The organism is Salinarimonas chemoclinalis, from assembly GCF_041514305.1.
GTDB lineage: Bacteria > Pseudomonadota > Alphaproteobacteria > Rhizobiales > Beijerinckiaceae > Salinarimonas > Salinarimonas chemoclinalis.
Map to the genome: position 1 here is coordinate 1 of NZ_JBGMWH010000020.1, position 20,053 is coordinate 20,053.

At 73.2% G+C, this 20,053-nt stretch carries 24 protein-coding genes; 7 read left to right on the forward strand and 17 right to left on the reverse strand.

Features of this window, described 5'->3' with window-relative positions:
* The 3 genes from AB9M23_RS19915 to AB9M23_RS19925 all read right to left on the reverse strand — a co-directional run.
* Positions 1 to 207, reverse strand: a 207-nt coding sequence (locus AB9M23_RS19915) for a hypothetical protein (protein ID WP_372426345.1), incomplete at its 3' end; no start/stop codon positions are given.
* A 93-nt stretch (positions 208 to 300) separates the two neighbouring features.
* Complete coding sequence (gene tal / locus AB9M23_RS19920; RefSeq protein WP_372426346.1) at positions 301 to 1,257, reverse strand: transaldolase; 957 nt, start codon at positions 1,255 to 1,257, stop codon at positions 301 to 303.
* 106 nt (positions 1,258 to 1,363) lie between these two features.
* Positions 1,364 to 1,984 (reverse strand): LysM peptidoglycan-binding domain-containing protein, encoded by a 621-nt coding sequence (locus AB9M23_RS19925; RefSeq protein WP_372426348.1) that lies wholly within the window; start codon positions 1,982 to 1,984, stop codon positions 1,364 to 1,366.
* Between the two features lie 97 nt (positions 1,985 to 2,081).
* Between AB9M23_RS19925 and AB9M23_RS19930 the strand changes: the two genes are divergently transcribed.
* Together AB9M23_RS19930 and AB9M23_RS19935 are read left to right on the forward strand one after the other, a co-directional pair.
* Positions 2,082 to 3,170, forward strand: coding sequence for an NAD(P)/FAD-dependent oxidoreductase (locus AB9M23_RS19930; RefSeq protein WP_372426349.1), 1,089 nt, complete (start codon positions 2,082 to 2,084; stop codon positions 3,168 to 3,170).
* A gap of 85 nt (positions 3,171 to 3,255) precedes the next feature.
* Positions 3,256 to 4,986, forward strand: a complete 1,731-nt coding sequence (locus tag AB9M23_RS19935) for a heparinase II/III family protein (RefSeq protein ID WP_372426350.1) — start codon at positions 3,256 to 3,258, stop codon at positions 4,984 to 4,986.
* A 6-nt stretch (positions 4,987 to 4,992) separates the two neighbouring features.
* Here AB9M23_RS19935 and AB9M23_RS19940 read toward each other — a convergent pair whose 3' ends face one another.
* From AB9M23_RS19940 to AB9M23_RS19995, 12 genes are all read right to left on the reverse strand, one after another.
* The gene (locus tag AB9M23_RS19940; protein ID WP_372426351.1) at positions 4,993 to 6,297 is read right to left on the reverse strand and encodes an HlyC/CorC family transporter; all 1,305 of its coding nucleotides are present in this window, start codon (positions 6,295 to 6,297) and stop codon (positions 4,993 to 4,995) included.
* Positions 6,298 to 6,325: 28 nt separating this feature from the next.
* Positions 6,326 to 7,498 carry a 3-dehydroquinate synthase gene (aroB, locus tag AB9M23_RS19945; protein WP_372426352.1) on the reverse strand — a complete coding sequence of 391 codons (1,173 nt, stop codon included), beginning with the start codon at positions 7,496 to 7,498 and terminating at the stop codon, positions 6,326 to 6,328.
* A complete protein-coding gene (locus AB9M23_RS19950) occupies positions 7,495 to 8,145 on the reverse strand; it encodes a shikimate kinase (RefSeq protein ID WP_372426354.1) in 651 nt (216 codons plus the stop codon). The genes aroB and AB9M23_RS19950 overlap by 4 nt, the downstream gene beginning before the upstream one ends.
* Positions 8,146 to 8,216: 71 nt before the next feature.
* Positions 8,217 to 8,483 carry a CopG family antitoxin gene (locus AB9M23_RS19955; protein ID WP_372426355.1) on the reverse strand — a complete coding sequence of 89 codons (267 nt, stop codon included), beginning with the start codon at positions 8,481 to 8,483 and terminating at the stop codon, positions 8,217 to 8,219.
* Positions 8,431 to 8,757, reverse strand: coding sequence for a BrnT family toxin (locus AB9M23_RS19960; RefSeq protein WP_372426357.1), 327 nt, complete (start codon positions 8,755 to 8,757; stop codon positions 8,431 to 8,433). The genes AB9M23_RS19955 and AB9M23_RS19960 overlap by 53 nt, the downstream gene beginning before the upstream one ends.
* 162 nt (positions 8,758 to 8,919) lie before the next feature.
* Positions 8,920 to 9,153, reverse strand: coding sequence for a FitA-like ribbon-helix-helix domain-containing protein (locus AB9M23_RS19965; protein ID WP_372426358.1), 234 nt, complete (start codon positions 9,151 to 9,153; stop codon positions 8,920 to 8,922).
* 164 nt (positions 9,154 to 9,317) lie between these two features.
* Positions 9,318 to 10,460: an acyl-CoA dehydrogenase family protein gene (locus tag AB9M23_RS19970; protein WP_372426359.1), complete on the reverse strand. Its 1,143-nt coding sequence runs from the start codon at positions 10,458 to 10,460 to the stop codon at positions 9,318 to 9,320.
* 86 nt (positions 10,461 to 10,546) lie between these two features.
* Entirely contained in the window at positions 10,547 to 11,314 is a 768-nt protein-coding gene (locus tag AB9M23_RS19975) for an SDR family NAD(P)-dependent oxidoreductase (RefSeq protein ID WP_372426419.1), read from the reverse strand.
* Between the two features lie 5 nt (positions 11,315 to 11,319).
* On the reverse strand, positions 11,320 to 12,603 hold the full coding sequence (locus AB9M23_RS19980) for a beta-ketoacyl-ACP synthase (RefSeq protein ID WP_372426360.1): 1,284 nt from the start codon (positions 12,601 to 12,603) through the stop codon (positions 11,320 to 11,322).
* Between the two features lie 31 nt (positions 12,604 to 12,634).
* Positions 12,635 to 13,777: a beta-ketoacyl-ACP synthase gene (locus AB9M23_RS19985; RefSeq protein ID WP_372426361.1), complete on the reverse strand. Its 1,143-nt coding sequence runs from the start codon at positions 13,775 to 13,777 to the stop codon at positions 12,635 to 12,637.
* On the reverse strand, positions 13,774 to 14,235 hold the full coding sequence (locus tag AB9M23_RS19990; RefSeq protein WP_372426362.1) for a 3-hydroxyacyl-ACP dehydratase FabZ family protein: 462 nt from the start codon (positions 14,233 to 14,235) through the stop codon (positions 13,774 to 13,776). The genes AB9M23_RS19985 and AB9M23_RS19990 overlap by 4 nt, the downstream gene beginning before the upstream one ends.
* 45 nt (positions 14,236 to 14,280) lie before the next feature.
* Complete coding sequence (locus AB9M23_RS19995; RefSeq protein WP_029030163.1) at positions 14,281 to 14,565, reverse strand: acyl carrier protein; 285 nt, start codon at positions 14,563 to 14,565, stop codon at positions 14,281 to 14,283.
* A 263-nt stretch (positions 14,566 to 14,828) separates the two neighbouring features.
* On the opposite strand from AB9M23_RS19995, the gene AB9M23_RS20000 reads away from it, so the two are divergent.
* From AB9M23_RS20000 to AB9M23_RS20020, 5 genes are all read left to right on the forward strand, one after another.
* Positions 14,829 to 15,725: a methyltransferase domain-containing protein gene (locus AB9M23_RS20000; RefSeq protein ID WP_372426363.1), complete on the forward strand. Its 897-nt coding sequence runs from the start codon at positions 14,829 to 14,831 to the stop codon at positions 15,723 to 15,725.
* A 115-nt stretch (positions 15,726 to 15,840) separates the two neighbouring features.
* On the forward strand, positions 15,841 to 16,203 hold the full coding sequence (locus tag AB9M23_RS20005) for a DUF427 domain-containing protein (protein WP_372426365.1): 363 nt from the start codon (positions 15,841 to 15,843) through the stop codon (positions 16,201 to 16,203).
* 58 nt (positions 16,204 to 16,261) lie between these two features.
* Positions 16,262 to 17,134: a helix-turn-helix domain-containing protein gene (locus AB9M23_RS20010; RefSeq protein WP_372426367.1), complete on the forward strand. Its 873-nt coding sequence runs from the start codon at positions 16,262 to 16,264 to the stop codon at positions 17,132 to 17,134.
* A gap of 78 nt (positions 17,135 to 17,212) precedes the next feature.
* A complete protein-coding gene (locus tag AB9M23_RS20015) occupies positions 17,213 to 17,938 on the forward strand; it encodes an AzlC family ABC transporter permease (RefSeq protein ID WP_372426369.1) in 726 nt (241 codons plus the stop codon).
* Positions 17,935 to 18,252 carry an AzlD family protein gene (locus tag AB9M23_RS20020; RefSeq protein ID WP_372426371.1) on the forward strand — a complete coding sequence of 106 codons (318 nt, stop codon included), beginning with the start codon at positions 17,935 to 17,937 and terminating at the stop codon, positions 18,250 to 18,252. The genes AB9M23_RS20015 and AB9M23_RS20020 overlap by 4 nt, the downstream gene beginning before the upstream one ends.
* A 16-nt stretch (positions 18,253 to 18,268) precedes the next feature.
* Here AB9M23_RS20020 and AB9M23_RS20025 read toward each other — a convergent pair whose 3' ends face one another.
* Both AB9M23_RS20025 and AB9M23_RS20030 read right to left on the reverse strand, forming a co-directional pair.
* Complete coding sequence (locus AB9M23_RS20025; protein ID WP_372426373.1) at positions 18,269 to 18,622, reverse strand: RidA family protein; 354 nt, start codon at positions 18,620 to 18,622, stop codon at positions 18,269 to 18,271.
* Between the two features lie 77 nt (positions 18,623 to 18,699).
* The gene (locus tag AB9M23_RS20030; protein ID WP_372426375.1) at positions 18,700 to 19,941 is read right to left on the reverse strand and encodes an MFS transporter; all 1,242 of its coding nucleotides are present in this window, start codon (positions 19,939 to 19,941) and stop codon (positions 18,700 to 18,702) included.
* Positions 19,942 to 20,053: the final 112 nt, after the last annotated feature.

The following is a 20,053-nucleotide window of genomic DNA, read 5'->3' on the forward strand; positions in this document are numbered from 1 at the left end:
TTGCTCGGCAAGGCATTCAGACAGGCGGCCTCGGGCCGCCTTCTTCGTTTTCGGCCCCGGTTTCACAGCCCCGGTTTCGCACCCCCGGTTTCGCGCCCCCGGTTGCGCGCCGAGGGTGGGCACGCTGTTCGAGGTGTCCGCACCTGCGGTGCGGATCATGATCTCGTCCAGGTCGGACCGCTCGAAGACGGTGTCGCGTCGGACCATCCCGATCGACGATCATCCGGCGATGCGGGCCGGCGCCCCGGGGTACCCGCCGACCTTCGAGAACCAGACCGGGCGCGGGCGGCCGTCCTGGAGTCAGCCGAGCGCGCCGTCCACCAGGGCGCGCAGCGATCGCACGTCGGCGACGAAGCCGCGGATTCCTTCCGCGAGCTTCTCGGTGGCCATCGCGTCCTCGACGAGCGCGAGGCGGAATGCGCGCTCGTCGAGGCTCATGCGGGCGGGCGCGCCCGCGACGGTGTCGGGAGAGAGCCTGCGCGGAAGGTCGCCCTCGTCGGCGGCGAGCGCCTCGAGCAGGGCGGGCGAGATGGTGAGCCGGTCGCAGCCGGCGAGCGCCTCGATCTCGCCGGCGTTGCGGAAGGAGGCGCCCATCACCACCGTGCCGATGCCGTGCGCCTTGTAGTAGGCGTAGATCCGCCGCACCGACAGCACGCCCGGGTCCGTCTCGGCGTCGTAGGGCCCGCCGCCGGCCTTCACGTGCCAGTCGAGGATGCGTCCGACGAAGGGCGAGATCAGGAACACGCCCGCATCCGCGCAGGCCGCCGCCTGGACGAGAGAGAACACGAGCGTGAGGTTGCAGTCGATCCCCTCTCCCTGGAGGATCTCGGCCGCGCGGATACCCTCCCAGGTGGCGGCGAGCTTGATCAGCACCTTCTCGCGGGGAACGCCGCGCGCCGCGTAGTCCGCGATCAGCGCGCGCGCCTTCTCGACGCTCGCCCGCGTGTCGAAGGAGAGGTCCGCGTCGACCTCGGTCGAGACGCGGCCCGGGACGATGCCGGCGAGTTCCGTGCCGAAGGAGACCGCGAGCCGGTCGCACACGGCGGCCACCAACGCCGCGCGGGGTCCGCCCTGCGCCCGGCCCCAGCCGAGCGCCTCCTCCACGATGTGGGCGTAGGCCGGGTCCTTCACCGCCTTGAACAGGAGGGTCGGGTTCGTCGTGCAGTCCTGCGGGGCGAGACGGCGCACCGCCTCGATGTCGCCGGTGTCGGCGACGACCACCGTCATGTCGCGCAGCCGCGCGAGCTTCGAGGTCATGATCTCACTCCGGGTCGCGCCGTCTGGGGCGGGTTCTGGATCGCTCGCGCGCTTGTAGCGCCTCGGCCCCGGCGCGCGCAACGCCCCCGCGGCGCGGGGCGAGCCCTCAGGGGCGCACCTCCGGTGCCCGCCAGGGCTCGGCCCGCAGCCAGGGGCCGCCGATCGGCGTCTCGACGACGACGTGGACGATCTCCCCCGCGGTCCACGCGGGGAGCGCGAGGACGTGGGAGAGGACGCCCGTCGCGTCGATCTGCGCGCGCGTGACGAAGAGCGGCGCGTCGGGCCGCGAGCCGGCGCCGATCAGGGCCGGCGCGCCGGGCGGGAGCCCACGGGCGAAGAGGCGCACGCGCGCGTCGAGCGGCCCGGCGACGGGCAGGATGCGCAGGGGCGCGACGCCGCCGATCTCGCCGGCGGGACCGGAGTGCGCCCGCGCGGCCCCCTCGCCGGTCTCTCCGGTCGCGGCCTCACCGCCCGGGATCACCAGCGTCGAGCCCAGCGGCAGGATGTCAGGGTCGCGGATCCCGGGGTTCGCCGCGAGCAGTGCCTCGGGTGTCACGCCGCAGCGCTGGGCGACGTTGGTGAGCGTGTCGCCCACGACGACGACGCGCTCCGCGCCACAGCCCCCGCCCGCCTGCCGGGCCGACGCCGGCGCGAGCCAGATGCAGAGCACGAGCGCGAGGGGCGCGAGCGCGCGTGCGGCGGTGATGCGGTGATGAACGCCGGCCATGGACGCAAACGGCGCATGCGCGCGCCCCGTTCCGGCATCCGCGCGCTTGCGCGGCGCGGACGGCTGCGCTTGAAGATGCGACATCGAAAGGAGCCCCATGGACATCCTCGTCATCGGCGCCGGCGTCGTCGGCCTGGCCATCGCCCGCTCCCTTTCCCGCCGCGGCCACGCGGTCGTCGTCGCCGAGCGCACGGCCGGCATCGGCGGCGGCATCTCCTCGCGCAACAGCGAGGTCGTCCACGCCGGCTTGTACTATCCCACCGGCTCGCTCAAGGCACGCCATTGCGTCGCAGGCCGGCGGATGCTGTACGCCTACTGCGCCGAGCGCAACGTGCCGGCCCGCCGGCTCGGCAAGCTCGTCGTGGCGACGAGCGAGGCGGAGATCGCGAAGCTCGAGGCGATCCGCGCGCAGGGCGAGGCCAACGACGTCGAGGAACTCGCGCTGATCTCCGGCGCGGAAGCCCGCGCGATGGAGCCGGCGCTCGCCTGCACGGCGGCGCTCCACTCGCCGCAGACCGGAATCGTCGACAGCCACGCGCTGATGCTCGCCCTCCAGGGCGAGATCGAGGACCACGGCGGCGCGCTCGCGCTGGTGACCCCGATCGAGCGGCTCGCGTTCGGGGACGGCGCCTGGCATGTGACCGTGGCGGGCGAGACGCACGGCTTCGACGCCGTCGTCAACGCCGCCGCGCTCGGCGCGCAGGCGATCGCGCGGGCCACGGAGGGCTTCCCCGAGGCGGCGATCCCGCCGCTTCGCCTCGCCAAGGGCACCTACTTCGCCTGCTCGGGGCGCCCCGCCTTCTCGCGGCTGATCTATCCGGCGCCGGTCGACGGCGGGCTCGGCGTGCACCTGACCCTCGATCTCGCCGGGCGCATGCGCTTCGGCCCGGACGTCGAGTGGATCGAGGCGGAGGACTACGACGTCGACCCGGCGCGGGCGCAGGGCTTCTACGCCGCGATCCGGCGCTACTGGCCCGCGCTCCCCGACGGGGCGTTGACCGCCGACTATTGCGGCATCCGCCCCAAGCTATCGGGGCCCGGCGAGCCGGCGGCGGACTTCGTGATCGCGGACGCGGCCGCCCACGGCCTGCCACGTCACGTGGCGCTCTTCGGCATCGAGAGCCCCGGACTCACCTCCGCGCTGTCGCTCGGCGAGGCGGTGGCCGAGCGGCTCGCGTCGGGCTGAAGCGTGCGGTTCGCGCCGTTCCGGTAACGCCGCATTAACCCTGAGCGCGTTCCCTCGACGAGAGCACCCTCGAACGGGGGAAGAGGTGACCGACGCGCCCGATCGCTGGCGACTGACTGGGCTCGCCCTGCGCGAAGCCGGGCGCACGTTGCGCGCCGAGACCGCGAGCCTGCTGGGGCTCGGCGGCCTGCGCGCGCGCACGCCCAGGCGCCTGGTGATCGTGCCGCCGGACATGCGCACCTGCGACGCCACGATCGCCGACGACATCTACGCCGGCTACTTCGTCTTCGGCGGGCGCACGCTGGCGACCGGCGGGCGCTCGCCCTTCGCGCTGGAGCCGCCCTCCGAGGGCTGGGCCGACATCCTGCACGGCTTCTCCTGGCTCAGGCACCTGCGCGCCGCGGACACCGCGCTCGCCCGCGCCAACGCCCGCGCGCTCGTCGACGAGTACCTGCGCGAGGCGCACGGGCCGGCGCTGCGCAAGCCGTCGGTGGCGGCGCGGCGGGCGATCTCGTTCCTGTGCCAGTCGCCGCTGATCGTGGAGGGCGCAGACCACGCCTTCTACCAGCGCTTCCTGCGCGGCCTCGCCCGCGATCTCGCCATCTGCGCCCGCGCCGCCCGGGCGGCGCCGCGTCCCATCGTGCGGCTCCAGGCGGCGATCGCGCTCGCCTATGCCGGCCTGTGCTGCGAGGGCTGCGAGACGCTCGGGCGCGGCGCGACCAAGGTGCTCGCCCGCGAACTCGACCGGCAGGTCCTCGCCGACGGCGGCCATGTCGGGCGCAATCCGCGCACCGTGCTCGATCTGCTGCTCGATCTCCTGCCGCTCAAGCAGGTCTATCTCGCGCGCGGCGTCGACCCGCCCGAGGCGCTGATCCGCGCGATCGACCGGATGCCGCCGATGCTGCGGCTCCTGCGCCACGGCGACGGGACGCTGAGCCATTTCAACGGTACCGGCTCGACGCCGGTCGACCACCTGACGACACTCCTGTTCTACGACGAGGGCCGCGCGAGCCCGCTGCAGCGGGGGCTGATCTCCGGCTACGAGCGGCTGCAGGCGGGCGCGCTGGTGCTCGTCGCCGACGTCGGCGCGCCGCCGCTGCCCTTCGCGGCGCACGAGGCGGCGGCGGGCTGTCTCTCCTTCGAGCTGACCTCGGGCGAGGCGCGGCTCGTCGTCAACCTCGGCGCCCCGCGCGAGCACGCCGATCCGCTGGCGCGGGCGGCACGGGACACGGCGGCGCATTCGACGATCACCCTCGACCGGGCGTCCTGCGGGCGCTTCACGCGCGACGCGCGGGGCCTCGGGCGGCTGCCCGCGGCCTTCCTGGAACGGCGCTTCGGCACGCTCCTCGTCGCCGGCGCCGGCGAGGTCCAGGCAAAGCGGCCCGAGCCGCTCGTGCTCGAGGCCCGCCACGACGGCTGGGCCGCCGCCTTCGACCTCGTGCACGAGCGCCGGCTCGCGCTCTCGCCGGCGGGAGACGGGCTCGCGGGCCGGGATCGGCTCGTCCCCACGAGCGGGGGCGTGTCCGGCGCGCCGGCGGCGCTGCGTTTCCATCTTCACCCGAGCGTGCGCGCGCGCCGCACCCAGGGCGGGCGGGTCGTGCTGCTCGGGCTCTCGAACGGCGAGACCTGGCAGTTCGTGCTGGAGACGGACGCGGCCGAGGGCGCCGAGGGCGCGCGGCTCGAGGCGCGGCTCGAGGAGAGCCTCTACCTCTCGGCCACCGACGGCGCCCGCAAGTCCTGCCAGATCGTCGTCGCCTTCGACACCGGCACGGTCGCCGCCCTCGCCTGGCGCTTCGAGCGGCTCACCCGCGCGTGAGACCGCTCACTCCGCGGCGGTCGCCGTGCCGCGGCGGGGCTTGAGCAGGTCGAGCGGGCTGATCCGCAGCAGCGTGATGCGGTTGCGCGTCTTGCGCAGCACCTGGAAGCGGAAGCCGTGGAAGGTGAAGGCCTGGCCGGTCTCGGGGATGAGCTGCGCCTCGTGGATGACGAGGCCGGCGATGGTGGTGGCCTCCTCGTCGGGCAGGGCCCAGTCCATCACCCGGTTGAGGTCGCGGATCGACACCGAGCCGTCGACGTTGACCGACCCGTCGACCTGCACCCGCACGCCCGAGACCGCGATGTCGTGCTCGTCCTTGATGTCGCCGACGATCTCCTCGATGATGTCCTCCAGCGTCACGAGCCCCTGCACCTCGCCGTACTCGTCGACGACGAGGGCGAAGTGGGTCTTCTTCGTGAGGAAGGCCCGCAGCTGGTCGCGCAGCGACGTGCGGTCGGGCACGAACCAGGGCTCGAGCGCGATCGCGTCGATGTCGAGGCGCACCGCCTCGCCGCCCACCGCGTCCAGCGCGCGCAGGAGGTCCTTGGCGTGCAGGATGCCGACGATGTTCTCGTGGCGCCCGCGCCAGAGCGGCAGGCGCGTGTGGGGCGAGGTCAGCACCTCGCGCACGATGGCGTCCGGCGGCAGGTCCGCGTCGATCATGCGCATGCGCGTGCGGTGGACCATGACGTCCTCGACCGCCAGCTCGCGCAGGTCGAGCAGGCCGCCGAGCATGTCGCGCTCGGCCTTGGCGACGCCGCCCTCCTTGTGCAGGAGGTCGACCTGGCCGCGCAGCTCCTCGGTGGCGGAGAGCACGTTCGTGTCCTCGCCGAGCTTGAGCCCGAACAGGCTCACCAGGCCCCGGATGAAGGCCTCGATGGCGAGCGTGATCGGCCCGAACAGCGCGACGATCCAGGAGATCGGCTTGGCCACGATCAGCGCGACCTTGTCGGGATAGTTGATCGCCACGGTCTTCGGCAGGATCTCCGAGAACACGATCACGAACACCGACACCACGATCGTGGCGTAGACGATGCCGACCTCGCCGAAGATCGACAGGAGGATGCCCGTCGTCAGCGAGGCGGCCAGCGTGTTGACGACGTTGTTGCCGATGAGGATGCCGCCGATGAGCCGCTCGCGGGCGGTGAGCAGGCGGTTGACGAGCGTGGCGCGCTTGTCGCCGCCCTTCTCCAAAGCGTGCATGCGCGCGCGCGAGGATGCGGTGAGCGCCGTCTCCGATCCGGAGAAGAAGCCCGAGAAGACGAAGCAGGCGAGTACCGCCAGGATCGAGACCCAGATCGAGCCGTCCATGTTTCTCCTCGTGAGATGGCCCGCGCGCTCAGACCGGCGCGGGTGCCTCGCCCGCGCATTCACGGGCGAGGAAGGTGCGGACCGCCGCGACGTCGACGCCCTTCGCGACGAAGCTCGCGCCGATGCCGCGCGCCAGGATGAAGGTCAGCTGCCCGGCGACGACCTTCTTGTCCTGCGCCATCGCGTCGAGCAGGCGCTCGGGGTCGGGCGCGAGGCCAGCGAACGCTCCGAACGTGGTCGGCAGGCCGCTCGCGGCGAGATGGCGCGCGACCCGCTCGGCGTCGGCGGGCGCGCACAGGCCGAGATACGCCGAGAATCGGAAGGCGAGCGCCAGCCCCGCGGCCACCGCCTCGCCGTGGACGAGGATCGCGGGGTCGTAGCGCGCGAGCCGCTCCAGCGCGTGCCCGAACGTGTGGCCGAGGTTGAGCAGCGCCCGGTCCCCCTCCTCGCGCTCGTCGCGGGCGACGATCGCCGCCTTGGAGCGGCAGGAATGGGCGACGGCGCGCTCGCGCTCCGGCCCGCCGGCGAGGACGGCGGGCCCGTTCGCCTCGCACCAGGCGAAGAAGGCGGCGTCGTCGATGAGGCCGTACTTCACCACCTCCGCGTAGCCCGCCCGCAGCTCGCGCGCGGGCAGCGTGTCGAGCAGCGCCGTGTCGGCGAGGACGAGGCTCGGCTGGTGGAAGGCGCCGACGAGGTTCTTGCCGTGGGCGGAGTTGATGCCGGTCTTGCCGCCGACCGAGGAATCGACCTGGGCCAGCAGCGTCGTCGGCACCTGCACGAAGCGCACGCCCCGCCGCACGATCGCGGCGGCGAAGCCCGCGAGGTCGCCCACCACGCCGCCGCCGAGCGCCAGGACGAGGTCGCCGCGCTCGATCCGCGAGGCGAGGATCGCGTCGCAGACCCGCGCCAGCGTGGCGTAGCCCTTCGAGCCCTCGCCCGCGGGCACGGTGATCGTCTCGCAGCGCAGCCCGGCCTCCTCCAGCCGCGCGCGCACCCCCTCCCCGTGGAGGTCGGCGACGGTGTCGTCGGTGACGAGGGCGACGGCGCGCGCGCCGAGCGCCGCGGCGCGCGCGCCCGCCTCGGCGGACACGCCGCGGCCGATGAGGATGTCGTAGGAGCGCTCTCCGAGCGCGACGCGGACGGTCTCGCGGGCGGGGCCGGAGGCATGGGCGTCGGCGGGTGGTGCGATGGTTGCGCTCACGGCGCGTCTCCCGGATGTATCGCGAGGTGCGCCTCGAGCGCCGTCACGACGGCCTCGACCACGTCCTCGTGGGCGCCGTCGTGGCTCTCCACCACGACGTCCGCCATGGCGTAGACCGGATAGCGCCGCTCCATCAAGGCGCGCATCGTGCCCTCCGGATCGGGGTTCTGCAGGAGCGGGCGGGTGGACCGCTTGCGCACGCGGCGCATGAGCGTTTCGAGGTCGGCCCTGAGCCAGACGGAGACGCCGCTCTCGGCCACCGCGCGCCGCGTCGCGTCGTCCATGAACGCACCGCCGCCGGTGGCGAGCACGATGGCGCCCTCGCGCAGCAGGCGATCGATCACGCGCCGCTCGCCATCGCGGAAATGCGCCTCGCCGTAGATCTCGAAGATGTCGGGGATCGACATGCCGGCGGCTTCCTCGATCTCCGTGTCCGCGTCGCGGAAGGGGAGGCCGAGCCGCACGGCGAGCCGGCGCCCGACCGTGCTCTTGCCGGCGCCCATCAGCCCGACGAGCACGAGCGGCCGCCCCGCGAGCGCCGCACGCACGCGCGCCTCGCGCGCGCCGCCGACGGCCACGGGCACGGCCCCGGGAGCCGGCCCGCCCCCCGCCGCTTCCCCCTCGTCCTGGTCACGCCGCGCAGCCATGGGGATTGGATAGCACTGCGGGGGGCGGCTGTCATGATGGCGGACGGGAGGGGGCGGGGTCGCGATCGCTACTATGGCTCCAGCGTGGCCAGAGCGCGTGCGAGCAGCTCACGCAAGAAGACTTCCGTCGGGACGCCACGCTTGGCGGCTTCGACGCGCAGCCGTTCCAGCTGAGGACGAGGCAGCGGCAGTTCGATCGTCGGATCGCGCGGAGAGAGCTCGTGCAATACGGGCTCCATCCGGCTCCAGTCGTACTCGCTCAGGTCCGCCTCGGCGACGAACCGCTCAGCCGCCTCGTCGCTCGGGAGGGAGGGCCAGGGCTTTCTTGGCGCGTTCATAGGCCTTCACCTCCTTCTCGTGCATGTAACGTGCACTCACCGCACGGACAAGCAGCCGATCGCCGAGCTGGCGATACGTAAACACGAGGAACACGTGACGGCCGTTCGGCGTCCGTCCCGCGGTACGATAACGTACCTCTCGCGGGAATGGATCGGGTATTCGAAACTCGATGTTCGTGAGCACATGCTCGATCTCGTCGCGCGAGACGCCGTGCTTACCGCATTTCGGCCAGTTTCCCGCATCCCCCTCGATGCCGTCGATCCGAACAGCCATCACGATACGCCGCACCAGAGGGAAACGGCAATGTGGCATGATTCGACCGGCCCGCTCACGGCCGGGTCTGCTCCTGCGGCAGGAGCAGCGAAACGGTTTCGCTGGTCCCCTCTCGGTTCTGGTGCACTTCGCCCACGCTCGCGTCGAGAACAATCATCGCTCCTATCGAGCCTCGCGGATCACGTCTTCCGGAGGTGGCAGATTCGGAAACGGGCCATGGCGGCGGTGCATCTCGCGGATGCTCTCCAGCTTCTCCTCCATGGAGAGGCGCGGCGGCGCAGCGGCGGCGAGCATGTCGCGGACGAGCGTGCCGAGCGGCTTCCCCTCTGCCCCCGCCCGCTGCTCGAGCCGTCGCAGCACCTCGTCATCGATGTTCTCGATCTCCAGCTTGGCCATGCGCCTTCCCCGTTCGGTGCCATGCCGATGTAGCTTGAGTTGCAATTATCGTCAATGGTCGACGTCTGGAGCTTCGCAGGACGGGAAATCCGTTCTTCGGGATCCGATCCTCTCCCCTCGGGAATCGAGCGCGCGGGGCTTACTCTTGTCGTTCGTCTGCATGCTCACCGCCCCACAAGCCCCCGCGCCACGATCACCCGCATGATCTCGTTCGTCCCCTCGAGGATCTGGTGCACCCGCAGGTCCCGCACGATCTTCTCGATGCCGTAGTCGGCGAGGTAGCCGTAGCCGCCGTGGATCTGCAGCGCCTCGTTGGCGATCTCGAAGCCGCGGTCCGTGGCGACGCGCTTGGCCATGGCGCAGAGCTTGGCCGCGTCGGGCGCGCCCGCGTCGAGGGCGGCGGCGGCGCGCCAGAGGAAGCTGCGGGCGGCCTCGAGCTCGGTCGCCATGTCGGCGAGCTTGAACTGCAGCGCCTGGAAGTCCGTGAGAGCCTTGCCGAAGGCGCGGCGCTCGCGGGCGTAGGCGAGCGACTTCTCCAGCGCCGCGTCCGCGCCGCCGAGCGAGCAGGCGCCGATGTTGAGCCGTCCGCCGTCGAGGCCGGCCATCGCGATCTTGAAGCCCATCCCCTCGTCCGAGAGCCGGTTCTCGACGGGCACGCGGGCGCCCTCCAGGATCACCTGGCGCGTCGGCTGGGCGTTCCAGCCCATCTTGCGCTCGTTGGCGCCGAAGGAGAGGCCGGGCGTGTCCTTCTCGATCACGAGCGTCGAGATGCCGCCGGGACCCTCGTCACCCGTCCGAACCATCGTGACGTAGAGGTCCGACACGCCGGCGCCGGAGATGAACTGCTTCACGCCGTCCACCACGTAGTAATCCCCCTCGCGCCGCGCGCGGGTCTTCAGCGCGGCGGCGTCCGAGCCGGCGCCGGGCTCGGTGAGGCAGTAGCTCGCGAGGCTCTCCATCATCACGAGCCCGGGCAGCCAGCGCCGGCGCTGGGCGTCCGAGCCGTAGCGGTCGATCATCCAGGCGGCCATGTTGTGGATGGAGACGTAGGCGGACACGGTCGGGCAGCCTGTGGCCAGCGCCTCGAAGATCAAGGCCGCCTCGAGCCGCCCGAGCCCCGACCCGCCGACGTCCTCGGCGATGTACACGCCCCCCATGCCGAGCTCGGCCGCCTCGCGCATGACGTCGACGGGGAAGTGCTTCTCCTCGTCCCAGCGCACGGCGTGCGGCGCCAGCTTCTCGGCGGCGAAGGCGCGGGCCATGTCGCGGATGGCGACGTGGTCCTCGGAGAGGGCGAAGGGGGTCATGACCGGGCCTCGATGACGCGTTCGGGGCGGCGGAGGCTATCAGCTCGCGCGCCCGCGCTCCAGCCGGCGGCCGCCGTGCGCCCGCGTCAGCGGTGGATGCCGAGCATGGCCGAGAGGCCGCCGTCGATCGGGATCGTCGCGCCGGTGACGTAGGCCGCCGGCGGGGTCATCAGGAAGGCGGCGAGCCCGGCCACCTCCTCGGGCCGGCAGAAGCGCCCGGCGGGGATCTGCTTCTCCATGCTCTCGCGGTAGGGCGCGTAGGGCGCGAGCATCTCGGTGTCGACGAAGCCCGGCGCGATGACGTTCACCGTCACGCCGCGCTTGGCGGTCTCCATGGCGAGCGTGCGGGCATAGGCCGCGAGCGCGCCCTTGGTGGCTGCATAGGCGGCGTTGCCGGCGTTCGCCTGGGTCGCCGCCACCGAGCCGATGGCGACGATGCGGCCGGCGCGGGCGCGCAGCATGGGGCGCACGAGCGCCTTGCACAGCCGCGCGAAGGCGAAGAAGTTCACCTGCATCGCCGCTTCCGCCTTGTCCTGCGCCATCATGGCGGCGAGTGCGTCGTAGCTCTGGCCGGCATTGTGGACGAAGCCGAGCCAGCTCTCGCCCTCGACGGTCTCGCAGAAGGCCTCGACCGCCTCCTTGTCGGCGAGGTCGAGGGGGCGCGGCTCGATCGTGGCACCGGGATTGGCCGCAGCGACGTCCTCGGCGAGCGCGCGCGCCTCATCGGCCGAGGAGCGGTAGGTGAAGACGACGTCGTGCCCCTGCGCCGCCATGGCGCGCACGATCGCCGCGCCGACGCCCTTGGCGCCGCCGGTGACGAGGATGCGGGTCCGGTCGGTCATGGCGGGCTCCATTCGGGTCACGCGGGATCGGCCGAGAGGACGAGGCAGGTGTTCTGGCCGCCGAAGCCGAACGAGTTCGACAGGACGCAGCCCACCTTCGCCTCCCGCGCGACGTTCGGCACCACGTCGAGCGGGATCGCCGGGTCGGGGACGCGGTAGTTGATGGTGGGCGGGATCACGCCCTCGCGGATCGTCATCAGCGAGACCACCGCCTCCACCGCGCCGGCCGCCGTGAGCGTGTGGCCGATCATCGACTTGTTGGACGAGATCGGCACCGATCTCATCCGCTCGCCGATCACGGCCATGAGGCCCATCGCCTCCATCTTGTCGTTCTCGGGCGTGCCGGTGCCGTGGGCGTTGACGTAGTCGATCGCCTCGGGGCCGATGCCCGCGTCCTCCAGCGCCGCGGCGATGGCGGCGACGATGGGTGCGCCGTCCGGCGAGGAGCGGGTGCGGTGGAAGCCGTCGCCCTTCTCGCCCGCGCCGATGACATATCCCAGGATCTCCGCCCCGCGTGCGTGCGCGTGCTCCGCGCTCTCGAGCACGAGGGCGGCGGCGCCCTCGCCCATGACGAAGCCGTCGCGGTTCTTCGAGAAGGGCCTGGCCGCCTCCTCGGGGACGGCGTTCTGCGTCGACAGCGCCGAGAGCAGCGAGAATCGGATCAGCGCCTCGGCGTGGACCGAACCGTCGGTGCCGATGCAGAGCGCCGCGGGTGCCTCGCCGCGGCGGATCGCCTCGACGCCGAGCTGGATCGCGGTCGCACCCGACGAGCACGCCGTCGAGAGCGAGATCGGCGAGCCCCGGGTGCCGAAGCGCTCGGCCAGATGATCGGCCACGGTGCCGAACAGGAAGAGGTCGTGCCAATCCGCGAAGGCGCCGGTCTCGGTGGCCTTCAGGAGGTCGGCGTAGGTCACGTCCCCCGCCTGCCCGGACGCCTCCGCGAGCGCACGGCGCTGCGGCCACTCGATCTCGACGGGGGGCACGGCGACGAAGAGCGCGCCCGGGAAGTCGCCCCGGGGAAGGCCCGACTGCTCCACGGCCTCCGTCGCGGCGGTGGTGGCGAGGCGCTCGGAGAGCTTGGGGGCGCAGAAGTCCTCCGCCCCCTCGAAGTCGACCGTGCCGGCGATGGTGGTGCGCAGCCCCTCGACGGGGAAGCGCGTGATGCGGTGGATGCCGGAGCGCCCGGCGGTGAGCGCGGCCCAGTTCGCGGCCTTGCCCTCGCCGAGCGAGGTGATCACCCCCATGCCGGTGACGGCGACGAGGGGTCGCCCGAAACGGTCCGTGAAGCGCGGCTCGGCCATGGCTCGTCCCTCGGGGTCGTTCGAATCCGGCTCAACCCGCGCGCAGCCGGACGAGGCCGGCGCCGCGCTGGTGGCCGATGCTGGTGACGGCGGCCTCGCGGGCCTCGCCTGTGGCGATCAGGCCGGCGGCGAGCGCGACGCCCGCCGGGGCGTGGGCCTCCATCAGGTGGCCGACGAGATCCTGCGTGACGATCGGCGCCGCGCCGGGCGCGCGCGCCGCGAGCACGCTCCGCTCCTCGGCGTCGCGGGACGGAAGACCGAGTGCGCCGGAGACGATGCGGGCGTCGGCGCCCGTGCCGGTCTCGTCGAAGAGCCGCCCGAGCGTCTCGGCGAGCGCGCCCGCGCCGCGCCCGGTGCGCGCCGAGCCCACCGCCGCGATCTCGGCGAAGACCCGCGCGCCGCGCGCCCGCGCATGCGCCCGCGCCTCGAGCACGAGGAAGGCGCCGCCGGAGCCGAGCACGAAGCCCGGCGCCGTCCGGTCCGCCACGGCGGCGGGCGCGCCGGAATAGGCGAGCCTGCCCATCGCGTAGGCGAGGATGGAATCCGCGCGCTCGGCGTTGAACGAGCCGCCCACCAGGAACACGTCGTTCTGCCCCGACGCGATGCGGGCGTGGGCGATGCGGATCGCGTCGACGCCCGCCTGCTCCTCGCCCATGAAGGTGCGCGAGGCGCCGGTGACGCCGTGCACGATGGCGATGTTGCCGGCGAGCAGGTTCGACAGCTGGGCGAGGAACAGCGTCGGGCGCACGTCCGACATCAGCCGCTCGTTGAGCAGCACGTCGGGCGCCGCGTGCGTGCGCATGGCGGTCAGCACCTGGCCGTCGACGTCGTAGTCGCGCTCGCCGCCGCCGGCGGCGACGATGACGTGGGTGCGCGCCTTCAGCTCCGCGTCGTCCTTGATGCCGGCCGAATCGAGCGCCGCGCCGGCGGCGTAGACGCCGAGCCTCTGCCAGGGCTCCATCTGGCGCTGGTCGGACTTCTTGGGGATCTGCGTCGAGAGGTCGAGCGCCGGGCCCGGGCGCACCGGGTAGGGCGCGAAGCGCTCGGTCTCCCAGGGTCCCGGCTCGGTGAGGCCGGCCAGCGCCGCGAGATGCGCCTCCACGCCCTCGCCCACGCAGGAGACGAGGCCGATGCCCGTGACGACGACGTCGCGCTCGTTCGGTCCGCCGCTCATGCCGAGACCTCCGTCAGGCCGATGCGGGCGGCCTGGGCGCGCATCTGGTCGTCGAGGCCGGGCGGGAAGGGCATGATCCGGAAGCGCAGCTCGGCGTCGCAGATCGGCTTGCCGCCGACGGCGATCCTCGCCTTCGTGCCGACGTAGCCGGAGCCCTCGTGGACGAGCGCGGCCTCGATGTCGAGGACGGCGTCGGGCTCGACGAAGGTGCGGAAGCGTGCCTTGTCGACCGCCATCAGGAACGGCATGTGCGTGTAGCCCATCAGCGCGAGCACGAGGTAGCCCGAGGCCTGCGCCATCGTCTCGGTGAGGAGCACGCCGGGGACGAGCGGGTGGCCGGGGAAGTGGCCCTCGAAGACCGGGCTCTCGCGGGGCACGACCGAGCGCGCGACGATGCGCTTCGCCTCCCGGTCGAGCGACACGACCCCGTCGATCATCTCGAAATATTCGAGCCGCATGCGCTCGCCGATCCCTGGTGGGGCGCGCCGCCGGGCGCGCAGCGATCAGGCCGCGCCCTTGGCCGCGACGAGCTCGTCGATGCGCGCGACGAGGTTCTTCATGACGAAGTACTCCTCGGCCGGCGCCTTGCCCTCGTTGACTTCCTGCGTCCACTGCTCCAGCGGCAGCTTGATGCCGAAGGCCTTGTCGATGGCGAAGGCGATGTCGAGGAAGGCGAGCGAATCGATGCCCAGATCGTCGATGGCGTGGCTCTCCGGCGTGATCTCCTCGCGCGGGATGTCGGCCGTATCGGCGATGATGTCGGCGACTTTGTCGAAGGTGGTGGACATCGCGACGCTTCTGCTCCTGGCGACGCTCCCGGAACGGAGCGTCCGTTTCGTGTCGTGCGTGGGTCTGCGCGCACGCGCGCGGCGGCCGTCCTCGCGCGCGAGGGGCTCCTCGAAGCGCCTCCCATACACGCATGGTGCGCGCCCGGCAACACGGAAGGCCGGTCGAGCATGCCGCCGCCGCGACGCCCGCCTCCCGCGGCGATGCGCCCCGGCTTTTCGCGGACGTGCGCGATCGCTATGTGCGGGGTCTGGAGGAGGAGGCGATGAGCGACGTCGTGTTCGATCGCGGGCTCGCCCGCATCCGTCTCGCCCGCGCGCGGGCGGCGGGCGGCCGTGCCGATCTCGATGCCGACTTCCTCGTCGCGCGGGCGGCGGAGGACCTGGAAGACCGGCTCGCGGCCGTGCTGCGTGAGTTTCCCGTGTGCGTCGACCTCGGCACGCCCGCGCCGCACGTCGCGCGGATGCTCGCCCGGCGTCCCGGGACCGAGCGCGTGCTGCGCCTCGCGCCGCTCCCCGAGCCGGGCGCCGTCGTCGCCGACGAGGAGGCGCTGCCGCTCGCGCCCGCGTCGGTGAACCTCGTCGCCTCCGCGCTCTCGCTGCAGGGCGTCAACGATCTTCCCGGCGCGCTGATCCAGGCGCGCCGCGCGCTCGCGCCCGACGGGCTGCTCGTCGCCTGCCTGCTCGGCGGCGCGACGCTCCACGAGCTGCGGCAGAGCTTCGCCGCGGCGGAGGCCGAGACGATCGGCGGCGTCTCGCCGCGCGTCGCGCCCTTCGCCGACGTGCGCGACCTCGGGTCGCTGCTCCAGCGCGCCGGCTTCGCGCTGCCGGTCGTCGACGCCGATCCGCTCGTGGTGCGCTACGACCACGTCTTCGCGCTGATGCGCGACCTGCGTGCCATGGGGCTGACCAACGTCCTCGCGGAGCGCCGCCGCGCGCCGCTGACCCGCGCCACGCTCGGGCGCCTCGCCGAGATCTATGCTGCGCGCTACGCCGATCCCGACGGGCGGGTGCGCGCGACCTTCGAGCTCGTCTGGCTGACGGGCTGGGCGCCCCACGAGAGCCAGCAGAAGCCGCTGCGGCCGGGATCCGCCGCGGTGCGGCTCGCGGACGCGCTCGGCACGCGCGAGATTTCGGCCGGCGAGAAGGCGGGGCCCGGGTGAGGGCGCGGTGCCGCCGGGCGGGTTTTCCCCAGGTGCGTGCACCGCGCGGCGCGGGTAGTCTCTCCCCCGATCCCGAAGGAGCGAGCCCGGCCGCGGGCCGAAAGAGGAGACCCCGATGAAGGAGCCCGGCCCCGACCATCCGATCGGCATCGCGCCGCACGGCAAGCGCGTGCGCGTCGTGCTCGGCGGCGCCATCGTCGCGGAGACGGACGCCGCGCTGCGGCTGGAGGAGAGCGTCTATCCGCCGGTCTTCTACGTGCCGCGCGCGGACGTGGCGATGGACCTGCTCTCGCCGTCGCCGAGGCGCACGCATTGCCCCTACAAGGGCGAGGCGACCTATTTCGGCGTCTCCGGCCACGGCAAGGAGACGAGGGACGCCGCCTGGGCGTACGAGACCCCATTCCCCGCCGTCGCGCCCATCGCCGGCCACATCGCCTTCGACCGCGCGAAGATGGACGCGATCGAGGAGCTGAGCTGAGGGTTCGAGGGCGCTTTCGTCCAAGACGGCGGGCGGCGGGGCGCGCTAGCTTCGTGCCATGTGCGCCGCGTCACCGCTCACGTCCCTCGATCCCGCGCTCGCCGCCGCCGGCGACGTCGCGCGGTTCTGGCGCGTGCCGCGCTACGCCGATCTCGACTGCCTCGCCGCGCGCTTCCGCCGGCACGCCTACGCCCGCCACACGCACGAGACCTACGCCATCGCCGCCATCGTCGAGGGCTGCGAGACGTTCTGGCGGCGGGGCACGCAGAACTACGCCTTCGCCGGCTCATTGTGCCTCGTCTCCCCCGACGAGGCGCACGACGGCGAGCCCTACGGCGGCCACTTCGTCTACCGCACGCTCTATCCCTCGCCGGCGCTGATGCGGGAGGTGGCGGAGGATCTCCTCGGGCGGCCGGTCCCGCGCGCGCCCTGGTTCGCACCCTCCGTCGTCGACGACCCCGGCCTCGTCGCCGAGCTCGCGGCGCTGCACGACGCGCTCGGCGCCGGCAGCGGCGCCGGGACGCTCGAGACCGACGAGCGGCTCCTCGGCTTCCTGGCGCGGCTCGTCTCCCGCCACGGCGACCTCCGCGGCGCGCCGGCGGCGACGCGCGAGAGCCGCGCGGTCGCCCGCGTGCGCGAGGCGATCGACGCGCACTTCGCCGAGGACCTCGGCCTCGAAATGCTGGCACGCGAGGCCGGGTTGTCGCGCACGCACCTGATCCGCGCCTTCGGGCGGGAGACGGGGCTCACCCCCCACGCCTACCAGGTCGACCGGCGCTTCCGCGCCGCTTGCCGGCTCCTCGTCGCCGGCGAGCCGCCCGCCGCCGTCGCCGTCGAGGTCGGCTTCTACGACCAGAGCCACCTCAACCGCGCCTTCAAGGCGCGCATGGGCATCACGCCCGGCGCCTACGCCGCGCGGGCCGCGGCCTGAAACGCACTTTCGTGCAAGACCGTGCGGGGCGGATCGGGCGATCTCGGCGTCGACGATCGCGCGCCCCGAGGCCCTTCCGTGCACCCATCCGCTCCCGCTTCGACCCGCTCCGACGAGATCCGCGCGGCGCTCGCCGACATTGCGGCGCCGACGCTCGCGCTCCTGCCGATCGGCGTGCTGTTCGGCGCGCTCGCCACCGCGAGCGGGCTCTCATCGGCGGAGACGGCGCTGATGTCCGCCCTCGTCTTCGCCGGAGGCTCGCAGTTCGCCGCGATCGAGCTGTGGGCCGACCCCGTGCCGATCGCCGCGATCCTGTTCTCGACGCTCCTGATCAACGCGCGCCACGTCCTGATGAGCGCCTCGCTCGCGCCGCGCACGGAGGCCTTCGCGCCGTGGCAGCGGCTCGTCGGATTCCACTTCCTGGCCGACGAGCTCTGGGCGCTCGGGGAGCGACGGGCGGCGGCGGCGCGGCTGACGCCGACCTACTGGTTCGCCATGGTGGCCGTGTTCTTCACCACCTGGATGGCGACGATCACGGCGGGCGCAGCGCTCGGCGCGCGGCTCGGCGATCCCGCCCGCTTCGGGGCGGATTTCGCCTTCCCGGCGCTGTTCATCGCCCTCGTCGCCGCGCTCTGGAAGGGGCCGGCGACGGGGATCGCGGTGGGCGCCAGCGCAGCCGCGGCGGCGGGCGCGGCCTTCGCCGTCGGCCCGCCCTGGCACGTTCCCGCGGGAGCGATCGCCGGCATCGTGGCGGCGGCGCTCGCCTGGCGGCCGGGGCCGATGGACGAGGGGAGGACGCGATGAGAGATGCGCTCGCCGTCGATCCCGCGGCGCTGGCCACCATCGTCGGCATGGCGGGCGTGACCTACGCGACCCGCGTCGCCGGCCTCGCCCTCGCCGGGCGCCTCGCGTTGCGGGGGCGGGCGAAGGCGGCCTTCGACGCGATCCCGCCCGCGGTGCTCACGGCGGTGATCGCGCCGGCGGTGCTGCTGTCGGGCTGGCCCGAGGCGATCGCCGGCGTGCTCGTGGCGCTCGCGGCGATCCGGCTCCCGCTGATCGCCTGCGTCGCGGTGGGGGTCGGCGCGGTCGTGGCTCTGCGCGCGCTCGCCGGCGCCTGACGGCCGCCGCCGTGGCTCAGCGCGCGGCGATCACGGCGATCTCGACCTTGTACTGCTCCGCGGCGAGCTTCGCCTCGACGGTGGCGCGGGCGGGCGCGCAGCCCGGCGCGACCCAGGCGTCCCACACGCCGTTCATCTCGGCGAAGCCGGCCATGTCGGTCAGCCAGATCGAGGCCGAGAGGAGCTTCGTCTTGTCCGTGCCGGCCTCGGCCAGGAGCGCGTCGATCATCCCCAGGATCTCCCGGGTCTGCTCGGCCACCGAGCCGCCGGCGGTCTCCTTGGCCACCTGGCCCGCGGTGTAGACGGTGTCGCCGTGGACGACGGCCATGGACATGCGCGGGCCGGGCTTGATGCGGGTGATCTCGGTCATGGGGAGGTCCTCTCGTGTGGGAGGCCTCTCATGGCCGAGCGCCGCGCCGGGAGCAAGGGCCCGCGGAGCGCCGCCCGTCACCCCGGCTGGGCGGCGAGGCGGGCGACCGGCTTCTCGACGATCGGCAGGTTGATCAGCGCCGACGCGATGCCGAGCGCCACCGAGAACCACCAGACGATGGCGTAGCCGCCGGTCGCCTCGTAGAGCACGCCGCCGAGCAGCACGCCGAAGAAGCCGCCGAGCTGGTGGGAGAAGAAGGCGAAGCCGTAGAGCATCGCCATGTAGCGCGTGCCGAACATCACCATCACCAGCGCCGAGGTCGGCGGCACGGTGGAGAGCCACAGGAGCCCGATGGTGATGCCGAAGACGATGGCCGAGGCGGGGGAGGCCGGCACCAGCACGAAGGCGGCGATGGCGATCGCCCGTCCGAGATAGATCCAGGCCAGCAGATGGCGCTTGGGCATGCGCGTGGAGAGCCAGCCCGCGCCGAGCGAGCCCACCGCGTTGGCGAGCCCGATCACCGCGAGCGTCCAGCCGCCGACCGCCGCCGAGAGGCCCGCGTCCTTCAGGTACGCCGGGAGGTGGGCGGTGATGAAGGCGAGCTGGAAGCCGCAGGTGAAGAAGCCGGTGACGAGGAGCACGTAGGAGCGGTGCCGGAAGGCCTCCGCCAGCGCCTGTGCGATCGACTGGCTCGGCCCCGCGTCGGCCTTCGCCGACGCGCCGCCGGTGCCGCGGGTCGCGAGCATCACCGAGAGCGGAAGCACCACGAGCATGATCGCCGAGAACCACAGCAACGCGTCCTGCCAGCCGACCGCCTCGATCAGCGCGTTGCCGATCGGCGGGAACAGGAACTGGCCGAAGGACCCGGCGGCCACGCCCATGCCGAAGGCCATCGGCCGCCATTCCTCCGGCAGGAGCTTGCCGAAGGCGCCGAGCACGAGGTTGAACGACGCGCCGGCGAGCCCGATGCCGATCAGCACGCCCGCGCCCAGGTGCAGCATCATCGGCGTCGAGGCGAGGGCCATGACGACGAGGCCGACGGCGTAGAGCAGCGCGCCGACGATCAGCACCCGCACCGTGCCGAAGCGGTCCGCGACCGCGCCGGCGAGGGGCTGGCCGATCCCCCAGACGAGGTTCTGGATGGCGATGGCGAGGCCGAACGTGTCGCGCCCCCAGCCGAACTCGGTCGTCATCGGCACCTGGAACAGGCCCGCCGAGGCGCGCGGGCCGAAGGTGACGAGCGCGATCAGGCAGCCCGCGGCGACGACGATCTCGGGGGCGACGCGCGAGGCGCGCGGCGCAACGGCGGGGGAGGGCATCGGGTCCGGGCTCCGTCGAGGGCGCGTGCGGCGGGTGTGAGGCTCGCATGCAGCTTAGCGGCTCGCTCACGCGGGGGAAGCGAATTGGCTGCATGGCCCCCATCACGCATCG